Source organism: Nocardia sp. NBC_00416 (genome assembly GCF_036032445.1).
Lineage (GTDB): Bacteria > Actinomycetota > Actinomycetes > Mycobacteriales > Mycobacteriaceae > Nocardia.
Map to the genome: position 1 here is coordinate 595,863 of NZ_CP107932.1, position 15,465 is coordinate 611,327.

13 protein-coding genes and 1 pseudogene are annotated in these 15,465 nt (G+C 65.7%); 7 read left to right on the plus strand and 7 right to left on the minus strand.

Going from position 1 to position 15,465, the window contains the following annotated elements; all coding sequences use genetic code 11:
- Positions 1-61 precede the first annotated feature (61 nt).
- From OG804_RS02770 to OG804_RS02780, 3 genes are all read left to right on the plus strand, one after another.
- Entirely contained in the window at positions 62-1,078 is a 1,017-nt protein-coding gene (locus OG804_RS02770; protein ID WP_328393511.1) for an NAD(P)-dependent oxidoreductase, read from the plus strand.
- Entirely contained in the window at positions 1,078-2,553 is a 1,476-nt protein-coding gene (locus OG804_RS02775) for an aldehyde dehydrogenase (RefSeq protein WP_328393513.1), read from the plus strand. The genes OG804_RS02770 and OG804_RS02775 overlap by 1 nt, the downstream gene beginning before the upstream one ends.
- Before the next feature lie 520 nt (positions 2,554-3,073).
- Entirely contained in the window at positions 3,074-4,261 is a 1,188-nt protein-coding gene (locus OG804_RS02780; protein WP_328398210.1) for a cytochrome P450, read from the plus strand.
- A gap of 215 nt (positions 4,262-4,476) precedes the next feature.
- On the opposite strand, the gene OG804_RS02785 is transcribed toward OG804_RS02780, so the two are convergent.
- From OG804_RS02785 to OG804_RS02790, 3 genes and pseudogenes are all read right to left on the minus strand, one after another.
- Positions 4,477-5,319 carry an IS3 family transposase gene (locus tag OG804_RS02785; RefSeq protein ID WP_442941848.1) on the minus strand — a complete coding sequence of 281 codons (843 nt, stop codon included), beginning with the start codon at positions 5,317-5,319 and terminating at the stop codon, positions 4,477-4,479.
- Positions 5,293-5,545: pseudogene (locus tag OG804_RS32265) on the minus strand (transposase); the annotation flags it as partial. The pseudogene OG804_RS32265 and the gene OG804_RS02785, both read right to left, overlap by 27 nt.
- 329 nt (positions 5,546-5,874) lie before the next feature.
- Entirely contained in the window at positions 5,875-7,089 is a 1,215-nt protein-coding gene (locus tag OG804_RS02790; protein ID WP_328393517.1) for a cytochrome P450, read from the minus strand.
- A 478-nt stretch (positions 7,090-7,567) separates the two neighbouring features.
- Between OG804_RS02790 and OG804_RS02795 the strand changes: the two genes are divergently transcribed.
- The gene (locus OG804_RS02795) at positions 7,568-8,077 is read left to right on the plus strand and encodes a glucose-6-phosphate dehydrogenase (protein WP_328393518.1); all 510 of its coding nucleotides are present in this window, start codon (positions 7,568-7,570) and stop codon (positions 8,075-8,077) included.
- Positions 8,078-8,431: 354 nt separating this feature from the next.
- On the opposite strand, the gene OG804_RS02800 is transcribed toward OG804_RS02795, so the two are convergent.
- A complete protein-coding gene (locus OG804_RS02800; protein WP_328393520.1) occupies positions 8,432-9,325 on the minus strand; it encodes an alpha/beta hydrolase in 894 nt (297 codons plus the stop codon).
- A 77-nt stretch (positions 9,326-9,402) separates the two neighbouring features.
- Entirely contained in the window at positions 9,403-10,008 is a 606-nt protein-coding gene (locus OG804_RS02805) for a TetR/AcrR family transcriptional regulator (RefSeq protein ID WP_328393522.1), read from the minus strand.
- A 686-nt stretch (positions 10,009-10,694) separates the two neighbouring features.
- Here OG804_RS02805 and OG804_RS02810 point away from each other — a divergent pair.
- Positions 10,695-10,910 (plus strand): hypothetical protein, encoded by a 216-nt coding sequence (locus tag OG804_RS02810; RefSeq protein ID WP_328393524.1) that lies wholly within the window; start codon positions 10,695-10,697, stop codon positions 10,908-10,910.
- 50 nt (positions 10,911-10,960) lie between these two features.
- On the opposite strand, the gene OG804_RS02815 is transcribed toward OG804_RS02810, so the two are convergent.
- Complete coding sequence (locus tag OG804_RS02815; protein WP_328393526.1) at positions 10,961-13,207, minus strand: excinuclease ABC subunit UvrA; 2,247 nt, start codon at positions 13,205-13,207, stop codon at positions 10,961-10,963.
- A 63-nt stretch (positions 13,208-13,270) separates the two neighbouring features.
- Between OG804_RS02815 and OG804_RS02820 the strand changes: the two genes are divergently transcribed.
- Positions 13,271-14,284: a helix-turn-helix transcriptional regulator gene (locus OG804_RS02820; protein ID WP_328393528.1), complete on the plus strand. Its 1,014-nt coding sequence runs from the start codon at positions 13,271-13,273 to the stop codon at positions 14,282-14,284.
- Positions 14,281-14,430, plus strand: coding sequence for a hypothetical protein (locus tag OG804_RS02825; RefSeq protein ID WP_328393530.1), 150 nt, complete (start codon positions 14,281-14,283; stop codon positions 14,428-14,430). Before OG804_RS02820 ends, OG804_RS02825 begins: the two co-directional genes overlap by 4 nt.
- Positions 14,431-14,580: 150 nt before the next feature.
- Here the strand turns inward: OG804_RS02825 and OG804_RS02830 are convergent, their stop codons facing one another.
- Entirely contained in the window at positions 14,581-15,384 is an 804-nt protein-coding gene (locus OG804_RS02830) for an SDR family NAD(P)-dependent oxidoreductase (protein WP_328393532.1), read from the minus strand.
- Positions 15,385-15,465 lie beyond the last annotated feature (81 nt).

Below are 15,465 nucleotides of genomic sequence, written 5' to 3' on the forward strand. Positions count from 1 at the left end.
GTATTTGCGAAGTAGGATTCGGATTCTTGCTTCGTTGACACAACAAGAAGGAGTGCTCACGGTGAGCAACACCAAGCCCAAGCTGCTCGTCCTCGATGATTGGGAGGGCAAGATCCGCGCCTCCGAGGGCTACGCGCGACTGAGTGAACTCTCGGACGCCCGGGTGCTCGACGAACCCATCGCCGCGTTGCCCGACGAGGTGCTCGCCGAGGTCCAAGCGGTCATGGCGGTGCGTGAGCGCACCCGCTTCGACCGAGAGCTGTTCGACCGGTTGCCCAAATTGGAGCTGATCCTGCAGACCGGGGGGCACGCTTACCACATCGACCAGGAGATCGCCGCCGAGCGCGGCATCAGTGTTCCGCTGTGGCGCCGGCATGATGCTTGCGAAGCGGCCGTGCGTGAGCTGACCTTCGGTCTCATGATCGCCGCACTACGCAAGTTCCCCGCGGCTACCCGGGACACCGACGCCGGCGAGTGGAAGGGTCTGCTCGGCGGCACACTCCGAGGCCGTCGCATCGGCATTCTCGGCATGGGTCTGCAGGGCCGGGCAGTCGCCCGCCTGGCCCAGGCCTTCGATATGGAAGTCGTGACGTGGGCGCGTCCCGGCAGCTCCGCTGTCGCAGTCGACGGTATCCCCCGGCTGTCGCTGGAGGAGCTGCTCTCGACCTCGGATGTGGTCAGCGTTCACCTGCGCTTGTCCGAGGAATCGCGCGGACTGCTCACCGCTGACCGACTGCGCTCGATGAAGCCCGGTTCTGTGCTGGTCAACACCGCCCGCGGTGCCATCATCGACGAGGCGGCATTGGCAGAGGTGTTGCGCGACGGTCCGTTGAGCGCTGCCGGACTCGACGTCTTCGTCGAAGAACCGCTCCCAGCGAATTCGCCGCTGCGCGCACTGCCGAATGTGGTCGTGACCCCGCACATCGGCTGGACCGTGCAGGAGGCGTTCGAAGAATTCGCCACCGGCGCAGCCGATCAGCTGCAGGACTACCTTGCCAACGACCTGGATCCGAAGGAGCTTGCCTTTTTGCCATTACCGCGCGAGCGCCGCGAAACAGTGGGATCGGTGCGTATCTGATGTCGCTACCTCGCCACGAACACTGGATCAACGGTGCGACCGTCAACCCGGCCGAGGGTGAATATTTCCCCACCGACGACCCCATGACCACCGAACCGTGGGCCGAGATCGCTCGCGGGTCGAAGCAGGATGTCGATGACGCGGTCAGTGCCGCGCAGACCGCCTTCCGGAGCTGGCGGCGCACCGGACCCAGTACCCGGGCGGAGATCCTCTGGAGGCTCGGCGATCTCATCGGAGAGCACGCCGACGAGCTCGCGGGCCTCGAATCCCGTGATGCCGGTAAGGTCATCCGGGAGGTGCGCACCCAGCAGGCGATGCTGCGTAACTGGTACCACTACTACGCATCGCTCGCCCTGCACATGGAGGGGCGGCAGATCCCGCACGACAGCCGAACACTGACCGTGATGACAGTCCGCGAACCATACGGGGTCATCGGTGTCATTCCGGCGTTCAACTCTCCGATGCTGCTCGGCGCAATGAGTATCGCGCCGGCATTGGCAGCAGGGAACACGGTGGTCGCCAAGCCGCCCGAGGTCAACTCGCTCTCGTTGTTGCTACTCGGGAAGCTGACCAAGGCGGCCGGGCTGCCCGACGGGTGTTTCAACGTGGTCACCGGACTCGGCCACGAGGCCGGGGACGCCCTGGTCGGGCACCGCGATGTCAAGAAAGTGTTCTTCACCGGTGGTGTCGATTCGGCGCGGTCGGTGACCGCCCGAGCCGCCGAGGGCTTGAAGCAGACAGTGCTCGAACTCGGCGGGAAATCGGCGAACATCTTCTTCGACGATGTCGACATCGAATCCGCAGCCAACGGTGTAGTCGGTGGTATCTTCGCCGCCGCAGGGCAGACCTGCATTGCCGGGTCCCGATTGCTGGTGCACGAGGCGATCGCCGATCGCATGGTCGAAGTCATCGCAGACCGTGCCCGCAGTGTCGTCCTCGGCAATCCCACCGCGCCCACTACCGAAATGGGGCCGATGTCGCAGCCCAAGATCCTCAACGGCGTGGGATACCGGGTCGAGGAGGCAATCGAGAAGGGTGCCCGCGTCGTCGCCGGCGGCCCCGGTGGTGAACGGCCTTCGCGGGGCTGGTTTTATCCACCGACGGTCCTCGACGGTGTCACCAACGATATGCCGGTGGCGCAGAACGAATTGTTCGGCCCGGTCTTGTCGGTGATCCGCTTCCGCGACGAAGACGAGGCGATTGCGATCGCGAACGACACCGAGTTCGGGCTCGCTGCCGGGGTCTGGACAAGCAGTTACCACACCGCGCACCGTGTCTCGCGTGAATTGGAAGCGGGCACGGTGTGGGTGAACACCTACCGTGCCCTACAATTTGCGACCCCCTTCGGCGGAATCAAGGACAGCGGGCACGGGCGCGAGAACGGGCTCGACGGTTTCGCCGAGTTCACTCAGCCGAAGTCGATCTGGTTCGAATCGAACCCCGACTCTATCGGCGATCCCTTCTCCCTGCGCTGATCCAAGTCCCCTTTACCTTTCCGTGGGCCCGGTAAGCCTTCTCGGCTGACGTGCAGGTCGCGCTCGTCGGATCGGTCGAGCTGGCGGCGGAGCTCTGCGTGGCCATAGTCGGCCAGGTCGGCGGGGCCGCGGGAAAGGTAGACGGGAGGATGCGAGTCCCGGTCCGGGGTCGCGTGCGTATCCGGCGTCTACGATGACATCCTTCCTGGCTTGCCTATAGGCAAGCCAGATCGATGTCACCTATCCGTGCAGCAGCCCCCCACACGAAAACACAGGCTACCCAACAACATCACGAAGTGATGCTGGAGCACTAGGCTTGTCCCGAACTGAACGCGCCGTGTCCGGCGGACGGTGGCTATGCTCGAGAGTCGAAACCCGCATCCGACCGGCATGGACCGGTCGAAGCACCCGATTACGTTGGAGTTCAACCGTTTTGAGTTCGCCACATTCACCCGCGTCCACGACATCGTGCCCGGTCGTCCACGGTTCACCGGTCGACACCGACGAGCAGCGGGTGTCGATGCACTCGCCGGAATTCGCGATCGACCCGCATCGCGCATATTTCGACATGCGGCAGAAATACGGGTCTCTGGCGCCGGTGGAACTGGCGCCGGGCGTACCGGCCACGCTGGTGATCGGCTACCACACGGCGCTCCGGGTCCTCAACGACCCGGAGCATTTTCCCGCCGACCCCCGAGTCTGGCAGAAGGATATTCCCGCGGACTGCCCGGTGCTTCCGATCATGGAGTGGCGGCCGTCGGGGAGTAAGAGCGCCGGTTCGGCCTTCCTACGCTATCGCGAGGCGACCTCGGCCAGTATCGGCAATGTCGACCTGTACGGACTGCACGGCATCGTCGAGAAGTTCGCCCTTCCGTTGATCAAGAGTTTCTGTGCCGACGGTACGGCCGATCTGATGAGCCAGTACATCTTCCCACTGACATTCGAGGTCGTCGGCGCCATGGTCGGCTGTACTCCCGATATCGGGCGCCGGGTCGCCGCCGGCATGGCCGCGATATTCGAGGGCATCGAGGCCGAACAGGGCAATCTGATGGTCAGTTCGGCGTTGCAGGATTTGGTAGCGCTCAAACGGGCCGAACCCGGCAACGATATCGCGACGCTGCTGTTGCGGCATCCGGTCCAGCTCGACGAAGAGGAGCTGATCCACCAGCTGGTGGCCTTCTACGGTGCGGGAATCGAGCTGCAGCTGAACTTGGTCGCCAATACTCTGCTGCTGATCCTCACCGACGATCGGTTCGGTGACACGGTGGTGGCCGGCAGCCTGTCGACGCGCGACGCTCTCGACGAGGTTCTGTTCAACGATCCGCCCTTGGCGAACTATATGATCACCTTTCCTCGTCAGCCGATCCTGATCGACGATGTCTGGCTGCCGGCCCATCAACCGGTCCTGATCAGCATGACTGCGTGTAATAATGATCCCGCTATCCGATCCGAGCACCGGACCGGCAATCGCTCTCATCTTGCGTGGGGAGCCGGTCCGCACGCCTGCCCCGCGCAATCGGTGGCCTATCTGATAGCCCAGGAGACCATCGATCAACTTCTGGACGTGCTTCCCGATCTGAGTCCGGCCCTGCCCGGCGGTGAACCGAGTTGGCGCCCGGGTCCCTTCCATCGGGCGCTGGCGTCTCTCCCGGTTACGTTCCCACCGGCCGATCCGGAGTCTGTGCCTACCGAGCCCGGAACCGAGTAGCGGCCGGATCGATCCTCACCGGCCGGGGTATGACGCAGCGGGCGCGGGCCACACCCGCGTAATACAGGTGCGGCGCCGCCCGGCATCGGGTGACCCTTAGCTGATCTCGACCACCCTTGGCTGTCGAGCATCCCTCTTCCGCACAGCTGATCGAGATGTGGTGCAGCTTCGCCGTGGGCGCCGGACAGGGTGAAGTACCGAACGGGCGGTTCGGGTCAGAAGGCCGAGCCGGTGGGTGGCTTGGCGTTCGGGTCATAGGTCACTGCCCTGGTGTAGACGATGCCGACCGGCTCCTGCGGGATCTGGGTGCGATACGACGGGAAGGTGTCGTCGGGGTCGTCGTATCCCTCATGGATCAGGGGTCGGCATTGAACCCCCGTGACCTGCACGGTCTCGTGGGGTTTCATCATCACGTTGAACGGGATCCGCGTCGTGCTGGTCCCGCCCACGACCCGGCATTTCTGCCACGACTCGACGAGGTAGTGCTCGTCGGTGTCGTTGCGGCAGGTCGTACCGGAACATGTGACTCCCGGTGGAAAGGGCTCGGCGGCTGCGGTCCCGGTCGGGAGGGCGAGCGCGCAAACGGTGCCGGTCAGGCCGGCGATTGTGAGAAGGTGCTTGAACAAGTGTGAGTTTCCCTTTGGGTGCCTTCGTGCACGGATTGATGTTCCCCCGGTGGCATGGAGTCGAGGTACTGGACTCCATGCCAGGCGTTGGATGGACGGTTGCATCATCTCGTACTCGATCGGGGTGCGCATACCGAGCGCTGAGTGGCGGCGGCGTCGGTTGCGGAAGAGCTCGAGGTACTCGACGATCGCGTTCGCCAGTTCCATCCGAGTTCTCCAGCGCTGCCGGTTGGTAGCTCGGTCTGCGTTCTGCCCCAGAATGATTCGACCAGGGCGTTGTCGTAGCAGGCACCGATCGACCCCATCGACGGCACCAGCCCGGACTTGCGGGACCGATCGGTGAAAGCCCAGGAAGTGAATTGAGATCTCTATTTGTCCAGCTGCAGAGGGACGCTCGGCGGTATCTCGATGTCTGCGGGTGTCGTCGGCGATCATGATCCGCCGGATGGTGTTGGACAGGTGTCGTTTCAGGCAGCGTATCGCGACGGTGTGGAGGGCAGTGTTGAGCTGCCGGTCGCCATAGCGGCTGAACTCGTGCACCCGTCGATCGGCGCTGGCGATCTCAACGGGTGCGGCGCCGTTGTAGTGTGGCATACGCGGCTGCGGTCGCGAAACGGGTCGCCGGGCCGGTGCGGCCGATCAGACGGTCCGCCGGTACCAGCTCGTAGGGCGGGGGCCAACTTCGCAACTGTCAGCTGTAGGCGGACCGGAGGCGTTGATCCGGAGCCACGGGGGACGATCCGCGGTCCGAGATCGCCTCCGGGACAAGATTTTCGAACGCCTCCAACGTGCGACGGCCATCGGCCGGCCACCGAATCGACGGTCTCGGGACCTCGACCCCAGAAACCCGATCGAGACATCGCATGCAGCAAGCCTAGCTCGAATTACGACCTCTGAGCTGCGGCTCTGTCGACTCCCTGCTGGGTTGGTGGCGGTTCTGCCCGGGGCCATTTTTGCACGGCACGCACGAATTACGGCGGCGCCGGACTATCGAGGCAGCCCGAGGGTTTGGATCGGCGGACTTGCGGGGAAGGTGACCGGGAGTGAGACCAGCGACCGGTGGAACGGGCCCGGACGCCACCTCAGGTCCTCTTCGGGTACCGCCAATTCCATCTCCGGAAGGGCATCGAGCAGCTGATCGATGGCGTCCTGGACGATCAGCATCGCCATCGGTTGCGCGGGGCAGGCGTGCGGCCCGGCGCCGAAGGCCAGATGCGACCGATTGTCGGTGACGTTTCCGGAGCGGACGGCCGGGTCGTTGTTGCAGGCGGCCATGCTGATCAGCACCGGCTGGTGCGCGGGCAACCAGACCTCGTCGACCAGAATCGGCTGACGCGGATATCGGATGCAGTAGTTCGCCATCGGCGGGTTTTCGAACAGGACTTCGTCGAGAGCATCGCGGGTCGACAGACTGCCGTCGAGCACATTGCCCGCAAACCGTTCATCGGTCAGCATGAGCAACAAGGTGTTGACGATCAGGTTCTGCGGAGGCTCGATACCGGCCGCGTACAGCAGTGCCAGATGGCACACCATCTCTTCGTCGGTCAGGCGTGCCGGATGCGTCACCAGTCGGCTGGTGACGTCGTCTCCCGGTTCGCTGCGCTTGATCCGGGTGAGTTCTTCCAGGGCGCTGAGAATCATGGCGTTACCGTCGGCGGCGTCGACGGTATCGAAGACTGCCGCCATCCCGGTCGCGGCGCGGCGGCCGATATCGGCAGGGCAGCCCAGGACAGCATTCAGCGTGGCGAAAACGACGGGCAGCGCGTATTGGCTGACTATGTCGCATCGACCGTCTTCGCAGAAGGTGTTGATCAGCGGCGCCGCGAGCTGCTCGACGGTGGTGTGCAACCGGTGCAGGTCGACCTTGCCGAGGGCCGCCGTGGTGGCGGCCCGGAAGCGGGCGTGATCGCTACCTCCGCTGTGTAGTGGATTGGGATACCACTCCATCATCGGGCGGATCGGGCATTCGGCGGGAATGTTCCGCTCCCAGGTCCGCGGGTCGGAGGTGAAGCGATCCGGGTCGTTGAGGATCCGTAATGCAGTGTGGTAGCCGATGACCAGTGTCGCGGGAATACCGGGAGCCAGCTCCACGGGGGCCAGGGAACCGAACCGGTTGAGCATCTCGCGATGCGTCCGATGCGGGTCCGTCGCGTACTCGGCGGTGTAGAGGGGGAGCCGCGGTCCGGCGAAGTCCAGCGGCATACCAGCTGATTGTGAAGTGCTTTCGATACTCAATGCTCACCAATCTCGTGTTGCTGTACACAGATCGTCCGCCACCTCGGAGTGAGGAGTCACACTATCGGGAATGCGGCGGGTCGCGCATGGCGGAGCCTTGCTGTTGTCGCCGAAGGGCGGCGGAGGAGCCCGCGAGTTCGTGCCGGAACCCGAGCGCTGATATCGATCGTGGGGGTGAACGGTCGCCGATCGGGTCACCGGGGGACAACGACATCGTGCGCTGTTACAAGGTGGGCGTCGAAACGGACAAGTTTCCTCGCTGGCGGATGTGGCGCCGGGACGGAGAGGGTAGAACTTGCAGGCATGACGTCCGGGCACCGGCCGTTCTCGATGTCGAGGACGCGATGATGGACCCGGCCGCTCCGTCGAGGCGATGTCCCGATGCGAAGTCGAGCCCGACGACGGACAGCTCGTCCGAGAACAGGGCGCAGTCGAGGAGCACACGATGAATCAGCGAATGTTCCCGGTCGTCGACGAAGCGCTGTGGCAATGCTTCGGGTCCGGCGCCGGACCCTTGTCGTGGATGCACCGGGACGCTGTCGAGGAGTTGCTCGCCGATGACGGCGGTTGGCGCCTGCGACACATCCGGCTCGCCGCAACTGAGTGGGGCAGCGCCGAATCCCCGGACCACGTCGCGGTCATCGCCGAACATGTACTGGTCACACCCGAGGGACTGCTCTACGCCGCCGAACTGGGCGAGCCGGTCCGGAAACGATCCACCCGCCGGGTACCGCCGGGCATCCGGCGGCGGGCTCTGTACTACCTGGCGACGCCGCCCCGGTTGTTCGACACGATCGTCGGCCGCGTCGCCACTTCACCGCTGACCGCGGCGATCGCGGCGGTGGACAGCCGACTCGGCCACGATCTCGTATTTCCGCCGCCGCTCGATACTGCACTGCGCCGGATGCTCGATACGGACCCGGTGATGCGTCTGGATCCCACCGGGAGGAGGTGACAACCATGAGTGACAAGACAGCCCGTGAGGAAGAGATCGAGAAGGAGGAGGAACGTCGCGAAGAGGAGCGGCGGCGACTCGAAGAAGAGGAACGACGCCGTCTCCGATAGCGTGCGTCCGATCGGTGCAGGACCGGGCATCGAAGGGGCTGCGAGGAGTCTTCGCCGCGGGGTGCCGATGTGCTCGGTCGTGCGACGTCGCAGCGGCACAGAATCCTGAGCGATTCGTGACTGTATTCGGAGATTGCTTCCGCTGCGGATTGCGACGATCGGGGCTTCCGCTACAGTCGGCGGCTCACGGTGGCGTATGGGGGTCGTGGAGTGATCGTGGCCGATTGTCGGACAATCCGGTTCGTCACCGATCGGCGAGTTTCGTCAGCAAGAAGTCGCGAGCGGCCGACGATGCCTGATCGAATCGCTCGCCGTACACCGCGAAGTGGCCACCAGGGACGAGCTCGAGCTGTTTGGGCTCCAAGGCGTCGGCGTAGCTCTGTAGTGCGATATCGCTGGGGGTGAGTGTGTCGCCCTCGGCGATCACCATCAGCAAGGGAGTGGGGGAAACGCGGCGCAGGAATGCTTCCGGTGCGTAGCCCTGGAATTTGTCCACGCTGGAGAGCGTGACCTCGTTGCGCCAGGTGGGTATCTGCGGGCCGTTGGCCATCAGCCATTCGTAGACTTCGGCGCCCGGCATCGCGACCAGTTCGGTGGGGTCGTCGGAGGCGGCCTTGATCGTCTGGTGTGGTTCGCCCGCGGCGCGGGCGAGCCGGTCCGCGGCGATCGCCTGATGCACGGTCGGCAGCATGATCGAGGGTACGAGGCGGCCGAAGGTCGCCCAGCCGTTGGTCAGCGGGACCTGGGAGACGGCGGCCCGGACGCGGCGGTCGGTGGCGGCGACGACCAGGACATGGGCGCCGGCGTAACTGGTTCCCCAGACGCCGATCCGATCGCTGTCGACACCGTCGAGTGTTTGCGCGTAGGTCACCGCGTCGCGATAGCCCTCGATCTGCGCGGCCGGGTCCACCTCGAAGCGCGGTTCGCCGTCGGAGGTGCCGAATCCGGGATGGTCGTAGACCAGGCAGGCGAGCCCGGCGGCGCTGAATACTTCGGCGAACGGGGCGACCCATTCCTTGACGCCGGCGAATCCGTGGGTCATCACCACCAGCGGCGCGGGATCGGTGCGCTCTTCGGGCCGGTACAGCCATCCGCGCAGGGTGAGTCCGCCGCTGAGGAATTCCACGTCTTCACGCATCGACCACGCCTTTCATTACGTAACGAGCCGTAATGGAACATACCGCCGGGAGTATTGTGACGTCAACCATAGAGTTGTCAGTGCTCGGTCAGGCCCACCGCGTCGAGTGCGGATCGCACTGTGTACTGCACGAACGTCTCGTCGATGGGCCCGAGTTCGGGTATCAGTGCGCGCATGAGCATCGGCCCGGTGATGAGGTCGCACAGCCATTCGGGGTCGACTTCGACAGTGATCTCGCCTCGGGCGACAGCGCGTTCGAGGATTGTTGCCGTGGAGCGTCTGCGTGGCCGGAGAAACTGTTCTTGGAACCGGTGTGCGACCTCCGGTGTGCGACCGAGTTCCTCCAGTAGTCCGGGCACGGCCCGGCGCAGTACCGGGTCGTTGAACAGCTCGCGTTGGTGCTGTTGGATTGCGAGGAGTTCGGCTTCGATGTCGCCCAGATCCTCGGCGCCGGGTTGCAATCCGTAGCGGTCGATCAGCATCGAGACGACGAGATCGGCGCGGCAGCTGTACCGGCGATACAGTGCGGGTCTGCTGGTTCCCGCCGCATCGGCGACAGCTTGGAAGGTGAGCGCGCCGTAGCCGCGTTCGGCGATCAGGTGCGCCGCGGCTTCGAGTAGCGCACTGTCCACTCGACTGTCGCGGGGACGGCCGGTGCGAGACACGGCGGAGATATCCGGCATGTGTTCACCGTACCGAGAGTGCGTCATCGGACACCTCTTCCTCGGCACCTCGATGCGAGTCGTCGGATGCTTCGCCGGCCGGGCACCGGACCTGCTCCGAACGAAGACGACACGGTGGTGGCCCGGCGATGCGCGCTCACTCGGTCGTCGGCGGGATATTGCGGTTTCCGCGCAGGAGGTGGGTCCCGTCGGGATCGACCTTGACCGATGTGATGGGCCGGGCGTACCAGCGATTCTGCTGTGGTTGACGTCACATCGCCGATGGGTTACCTTCCATTACAAGGCGAAATGTAATTTAAGGCGGGGGTTCATGTGTGACGATGTGGAATCCTTCAGCGGCAGAGTTGCGCTGCAGGTAGGGGCGAGTGCGCAATGAGCAGACCACCCAACTCGGGACGGCGAAGTGGCGGACGCACACGTCCCGACGGCACGGCGACCGGGCTGACACTGCACGACCTGCAGATTGTCAGTAGCGTGCTCGGGTTCCGAAATGCCGAGGATCTGATCGGCAGCGAGCTGTGGCTCGGCACATCCGGCAATCGGCCGTCGAAGGCAGGCGCATCCATTCCGCCGACTCGACCTGAGCCGTTGCCATCGGCGATCGAGGGCTGTACAGGCGGAGGCGAGGGTCCACATCATGATCACAACACCTGCCGGCACCCTATGACACCACTGCGGTGATTCCGATGCGGGCGATCATCTGTTCTACGTTGCCCACCTGTTCGGCGGGGCTTGCGCACTGCGTGTTACCGACCGGCGAGGCACTGCTGTCGGCGGAACCGTCCGACCCCATCGTGCACGCAGAGTGGTATCGGCCCGCTCAGCTGATCGACGACTACACCGACCTGGCCAACGCGGTGGCGCGCCGGGCGCGACGCCTGCCGATCACGCCGATGCCGTAGCGAGCGAGTATCCGATCTGCTGCTCCCGGGCTCGTGTCGCACCTGACCGGCTACTCACTGCGCGAGGCGTCGAGTGCCCGCGAGGTGGGCGTCGCGTGACCCGTGTAGTGGGCTACGGGACCTTCGAAGAGCACCGTCCCGCCATGCCTGCCCGGTCTCGGACCGAGGTCGATCAACCAGTCGGCGTGCCGGATCACCTCGAGGTCGTGCTCGATGACGACTACGGTGTGGCCGGAGTCCACGAGGGCGTCGACCACTCGCAACAGCGTCTCGATATCGGCCGGATGCAGACCGGTGGTCGGCTCGTCCAGCAGATACACCGCCGGTTCCGCAGCTTCGCGGAGTTCTCTGGCGATCTTGAGCCGCTGGCATTCGCCGCCGGACAGTCCGCTCAGCGGTTCGCCCAGCCGCAGGTATCCGAGGCCGACTTCGGCGAGCCGTTCCAGGGCTCGGGTGATGGCCGGCTCGGGCAGTCGCTCGATGGCCTCGGCGACGGTGAGGTCGTCGACATCGGCGATGGACAGGCCGTCCACCGTGTGGGAGAGCGCCTCCGGGGTGAAGCGTCGCCCGTGGCAGCTGTCGCAAACGGTCTGCTGACCGTCGAGGAACGCAAGATCGGTATAGATGACACCGAGTCCGCCACAGTTCGGACAGCCACCCGCAGAGTTGGCGCTGAACAATGCGGCGGGCGCTCGGTTGTGGCGGGCGAAGAGTTTGCGGACAGCGGGGGCGATACCGGTATAGGTGAGCGGAGTGGATCGCCGGTTGGCGCTCACCGGTTTCTGGTCGAGGGCTATCGCCTCGTGCCGGGAGGCGAATTCGGCGGCCAGACTGGATTTCCCGGAACCTGCGACCCCGGTGAGCACGGTCAGTACGCCGGTCGGGATGTCGACGGTGACGCCACACAGGTTGTTGCGGTACGCCTCGGCCACGGTGAGTTTGCCGGTCGCCTGCCGTGGCTCTCGGCGTGCGGTCCGCTGTCGCGCCAGTGCGCGCGCCGTCGGCGTATCGGCGGCGCGCAGGTCGGCGAACGTACCCTGGAACACCAGCCTGCCCCCCTCGGCGCCGGCGCCGGGACCGAGTTCCACGATCTGATCGGCGCACGCCATCACGGCCGGATCGTGTTCCACGACAAGCACACTGTTTCCGCTGTCGCGTAACCGGGCGAGCAGCCGCGTCATCGATGCCACATCGGTGGGATGCAGGCCGACGGTCGGTTCGTCCACCACGTAGGTCATTTCGATGAGGCTGGAACCGAGGTGTTTCACCGTCTTGATCCGTTGTGATTCGCCGCCGGACAGTGTCGTGGTGGCGCGGCCGAGGGTGAGGTAACCGAGACCGATGGTGGTCATCGCGTCCAACCGGGCACGCAACGCCTCGACCACAGGTGCGACCTGCGGCACTCGGATGGTCGCGACGAGGTCGGCGAGCTCGCCGACCTCCCACCTGGCCATCTCTCCGATCGTGTGGCCGAGGACGGTCACGGCGCGCGACTCTTCGTTCAGCCGGTCACCGCCGCATGCGGCGCAGCATTCGGAGCGGGTGAACCGGCGGATCGTCTCCTGTTTGCGCTCGGACAGGTTGTCGGAGGTGTGCAGATGAATTCGTTCGAACCGCTCGACGATGCCCTCGTAGTCCTTGGGCGGGCGGCGGCCGAGTCGGTCCGCGGCAGAGCCGCCGTACAGCAGCGCGTCGCGTTCGGTCTCTGACCACACCCGCAGCGGGGTATCGGGGTCGAAGACGCCGATACCCGCGTACTGCTCGTACCAGTAGCCGCCGTGGCCGAATCCGGGCAGCAGAATCGCGCCGTCGGCGAGGCTTCTGTTCAGGTCGAGGAACCGTTCGGTCGCGCTCACCACCACTTCGCCCAACCCGGCGCAGGCCCGGCACATGCCCGCCGGCTCGTTGAAGGAGAAGTGATCGGATTCCCCGGCCCACGGCTCCCCGATCCGGGAGTACAGCAGGCGCAGGTAGGTCCAGGTGTCGGTGATCGTGCCGACCGTCGAACGGGCATTGCCGCCGATGCGCCGCTGATCGATCACCACAACCGGCGACACTCCGTCTATGCGGTCGACCGGGGGCCGCGCCCATTTCGGCAACCGGTTGCGCACGAACGGGGGATAGGTCTCGTTGAGCTGGTAGCCGGCTTCCGCCGCGACGGTGTCGAACACCAGTGACGATTTCCCGGAACCGGATCGGCCGACGAATACGACAAGCCGGTGGCGGGGGATATCGAGGTCGAGACCGGTCAGGTTGTGGGTGCGTGCGCCGCGAATGGTGATGTTGCTCGTATCCATGGATCAGACGCTAGGGACAGATGTGGCCGGTTTCCGGCCGCGATTCACGGAAGAATCGGACCGGTGGCGGATGTGACCGAACGAATGCTGGCGCTGTTGTCGACACTGCAGACCGGCGGCGTCTACTCGGGTGCGGAGCTGGCCCGTCGGCTCGACAGCAGCCCCCGGACGCTGCGCCGGGATATCGAGCGGCTCCGCCGTTACGGCTATCCGGTGGAGACTCGCCCAGGTCCCGGCGGCTATTACCGGCTCCGGGCCGGGCGCACGATGCCGCCCCTGGTCCTCGACGACGACGAGGCGATCGCCACCCTGCTCGGCTTGGCCGCACTCGGCGCCACCGGCCCCGCGACCGCGGGCGGGCTCGACGATGCCGCGACCCGCGCCTACGGCAAGATCGACCAATTCCTGCCCGCCCGGCTCCAGCCCCGGGTGGCGGCGATGCGTGCCGGTCTGGACACGGGTCGGCATTCCGCGCCCGGGGTGTCGCCGGAACACCTCGCCACCTTGGCTGCCGCTATCGCCGACCGCGAGATCGTGACCTTCGGTTACACCGATGTCCGCGGTGCGACGAGCCTCCGAAGGGTCCACCCCTACCGCCAGATCCATCAGCACCTGCGCTGGTATCTGCTCGCCTGGGATACCGGTCGCACGGACTGGCGTGTGTTCCGGGTGGATCGTCTCAGCGAGTTGCTGAATACCGGCGCCCGGTACGAGCTGCGCCCGCTACCGGCCGATACCGCTGTCGACTACCTGCAGCGCGGCCTCGATACCGGTAAGCGGCGCGTCGATCTGCTGGTGGCGGCGCCGCCGGAGCGGGTCGCGGACGCGCTGGCCTACCAGCATGCCGAGATCGCCGCCCACGACGACCGGCACACCTCTGTCACAGTCCGGTTGGACACCTGGCAGTGGCTGGTCGGCGTACTCGCTTTCCTGGACACCGATTTCACCGTGGCGGCGCCCGCCGGCTTCCTGAGCGGGTTGGAGACCTTCGCCCGGCGTCTGCTCGCGGCGGTCACCGACCCACCGGGCACCCAACTCGACGACAACCGGTCGCGCCGACCCCCGCTGAGCCGGTGATCACCAAGTTCCCAGACGACGACCTCGCGACCCGCATCCGGAGGGCCGGCATCGAGAACGGTGTCACCACTTACGCATTCGAGATCGTGCGTGGCACCGGTGTGGTGCTCAGCAACGGCATCGCCGAGATCGCGGTCTGCCCCTGACATTCCCCTGCCGACCGACGCGGCCCCACACGGCCCCGGCCGTCCGGGCCCACCGGTGCACGACATACGAACGGTGTTGGTGGCCCGGCGCCGCGAACTGTGAAGGGGGAGCCGGTCACCGACAGCGCCGCGCCGATGCGACGAGATTGTTCACGCCATGTGTACCGGCACCGGGGAGGTGAGGACCTTCCGGGTGACGCGTTCGGCGATGGTGGCGACCACGGTACGTGGGCGGCGCGGTGTCAGGTGTGCCGCCACTGCGTTGCCGAGTCCAGGAGTGACGTAACCGCGGTCGCGGTCCAGGGCGCGCAAGGCGGTGCGCACCACCGGTTCCGGTGTAGACATCGAACCGTTCACCGCCGCTTCGCGCGTGCCGATAGTGTCGAAGAACGGAGTGTCGACGGGGCCGGGGCACACGGTGAGCACCCGGATGCCCCGGCGCCGGTATTCCTCGCGCAGAGCGAGGCCGAAGTTGAGGACGAATCCTTTGGCGGCGCTGTAGACCGCGAAGTACGGTGCGGGCTGGAAACCCGCGGTGGAGGCGACGTTGACGACCGCGCCCGTGCCGCGGGCCAGCATGCCCGGGATCAGCGCGTGGGTGAGGTCGACCAAGGCGACGACGTTCACCATGAGCTGGTCGTGATCGCGGTCGGAGGCGATGTCCTCGAATCGGCCGCAGGTGCCGAATCCCGCGTTGTTCACCAGCAGGTCGACCTGCAGTCCGTCATGGGTTAGCCGTTCGGTGATGCGCCGGGCCGCGTCGGGCTCGGCGAGGTCCTGCACGAGCACGTGGGCGCCGATGCCGTGCTCGGCGGCCAGGCGTTGGGCCACCGCGGTGAGCCGTTCCTCGGAGCGCGCGACCAGGATCAGGTCGTGCCCCCGGGCGGCGAGCTGGGCGGCGAACTCCGCGCCGAGACCGGACGAGGCGCCGGTGACAAGAGCCGTACTACGCATGATCGTTCCTTCGTTGAGCCGGTAAGTGAGACAAACTGTACTCATTTAATCTATAACTGCAACTCGTATGACTCAGTTATC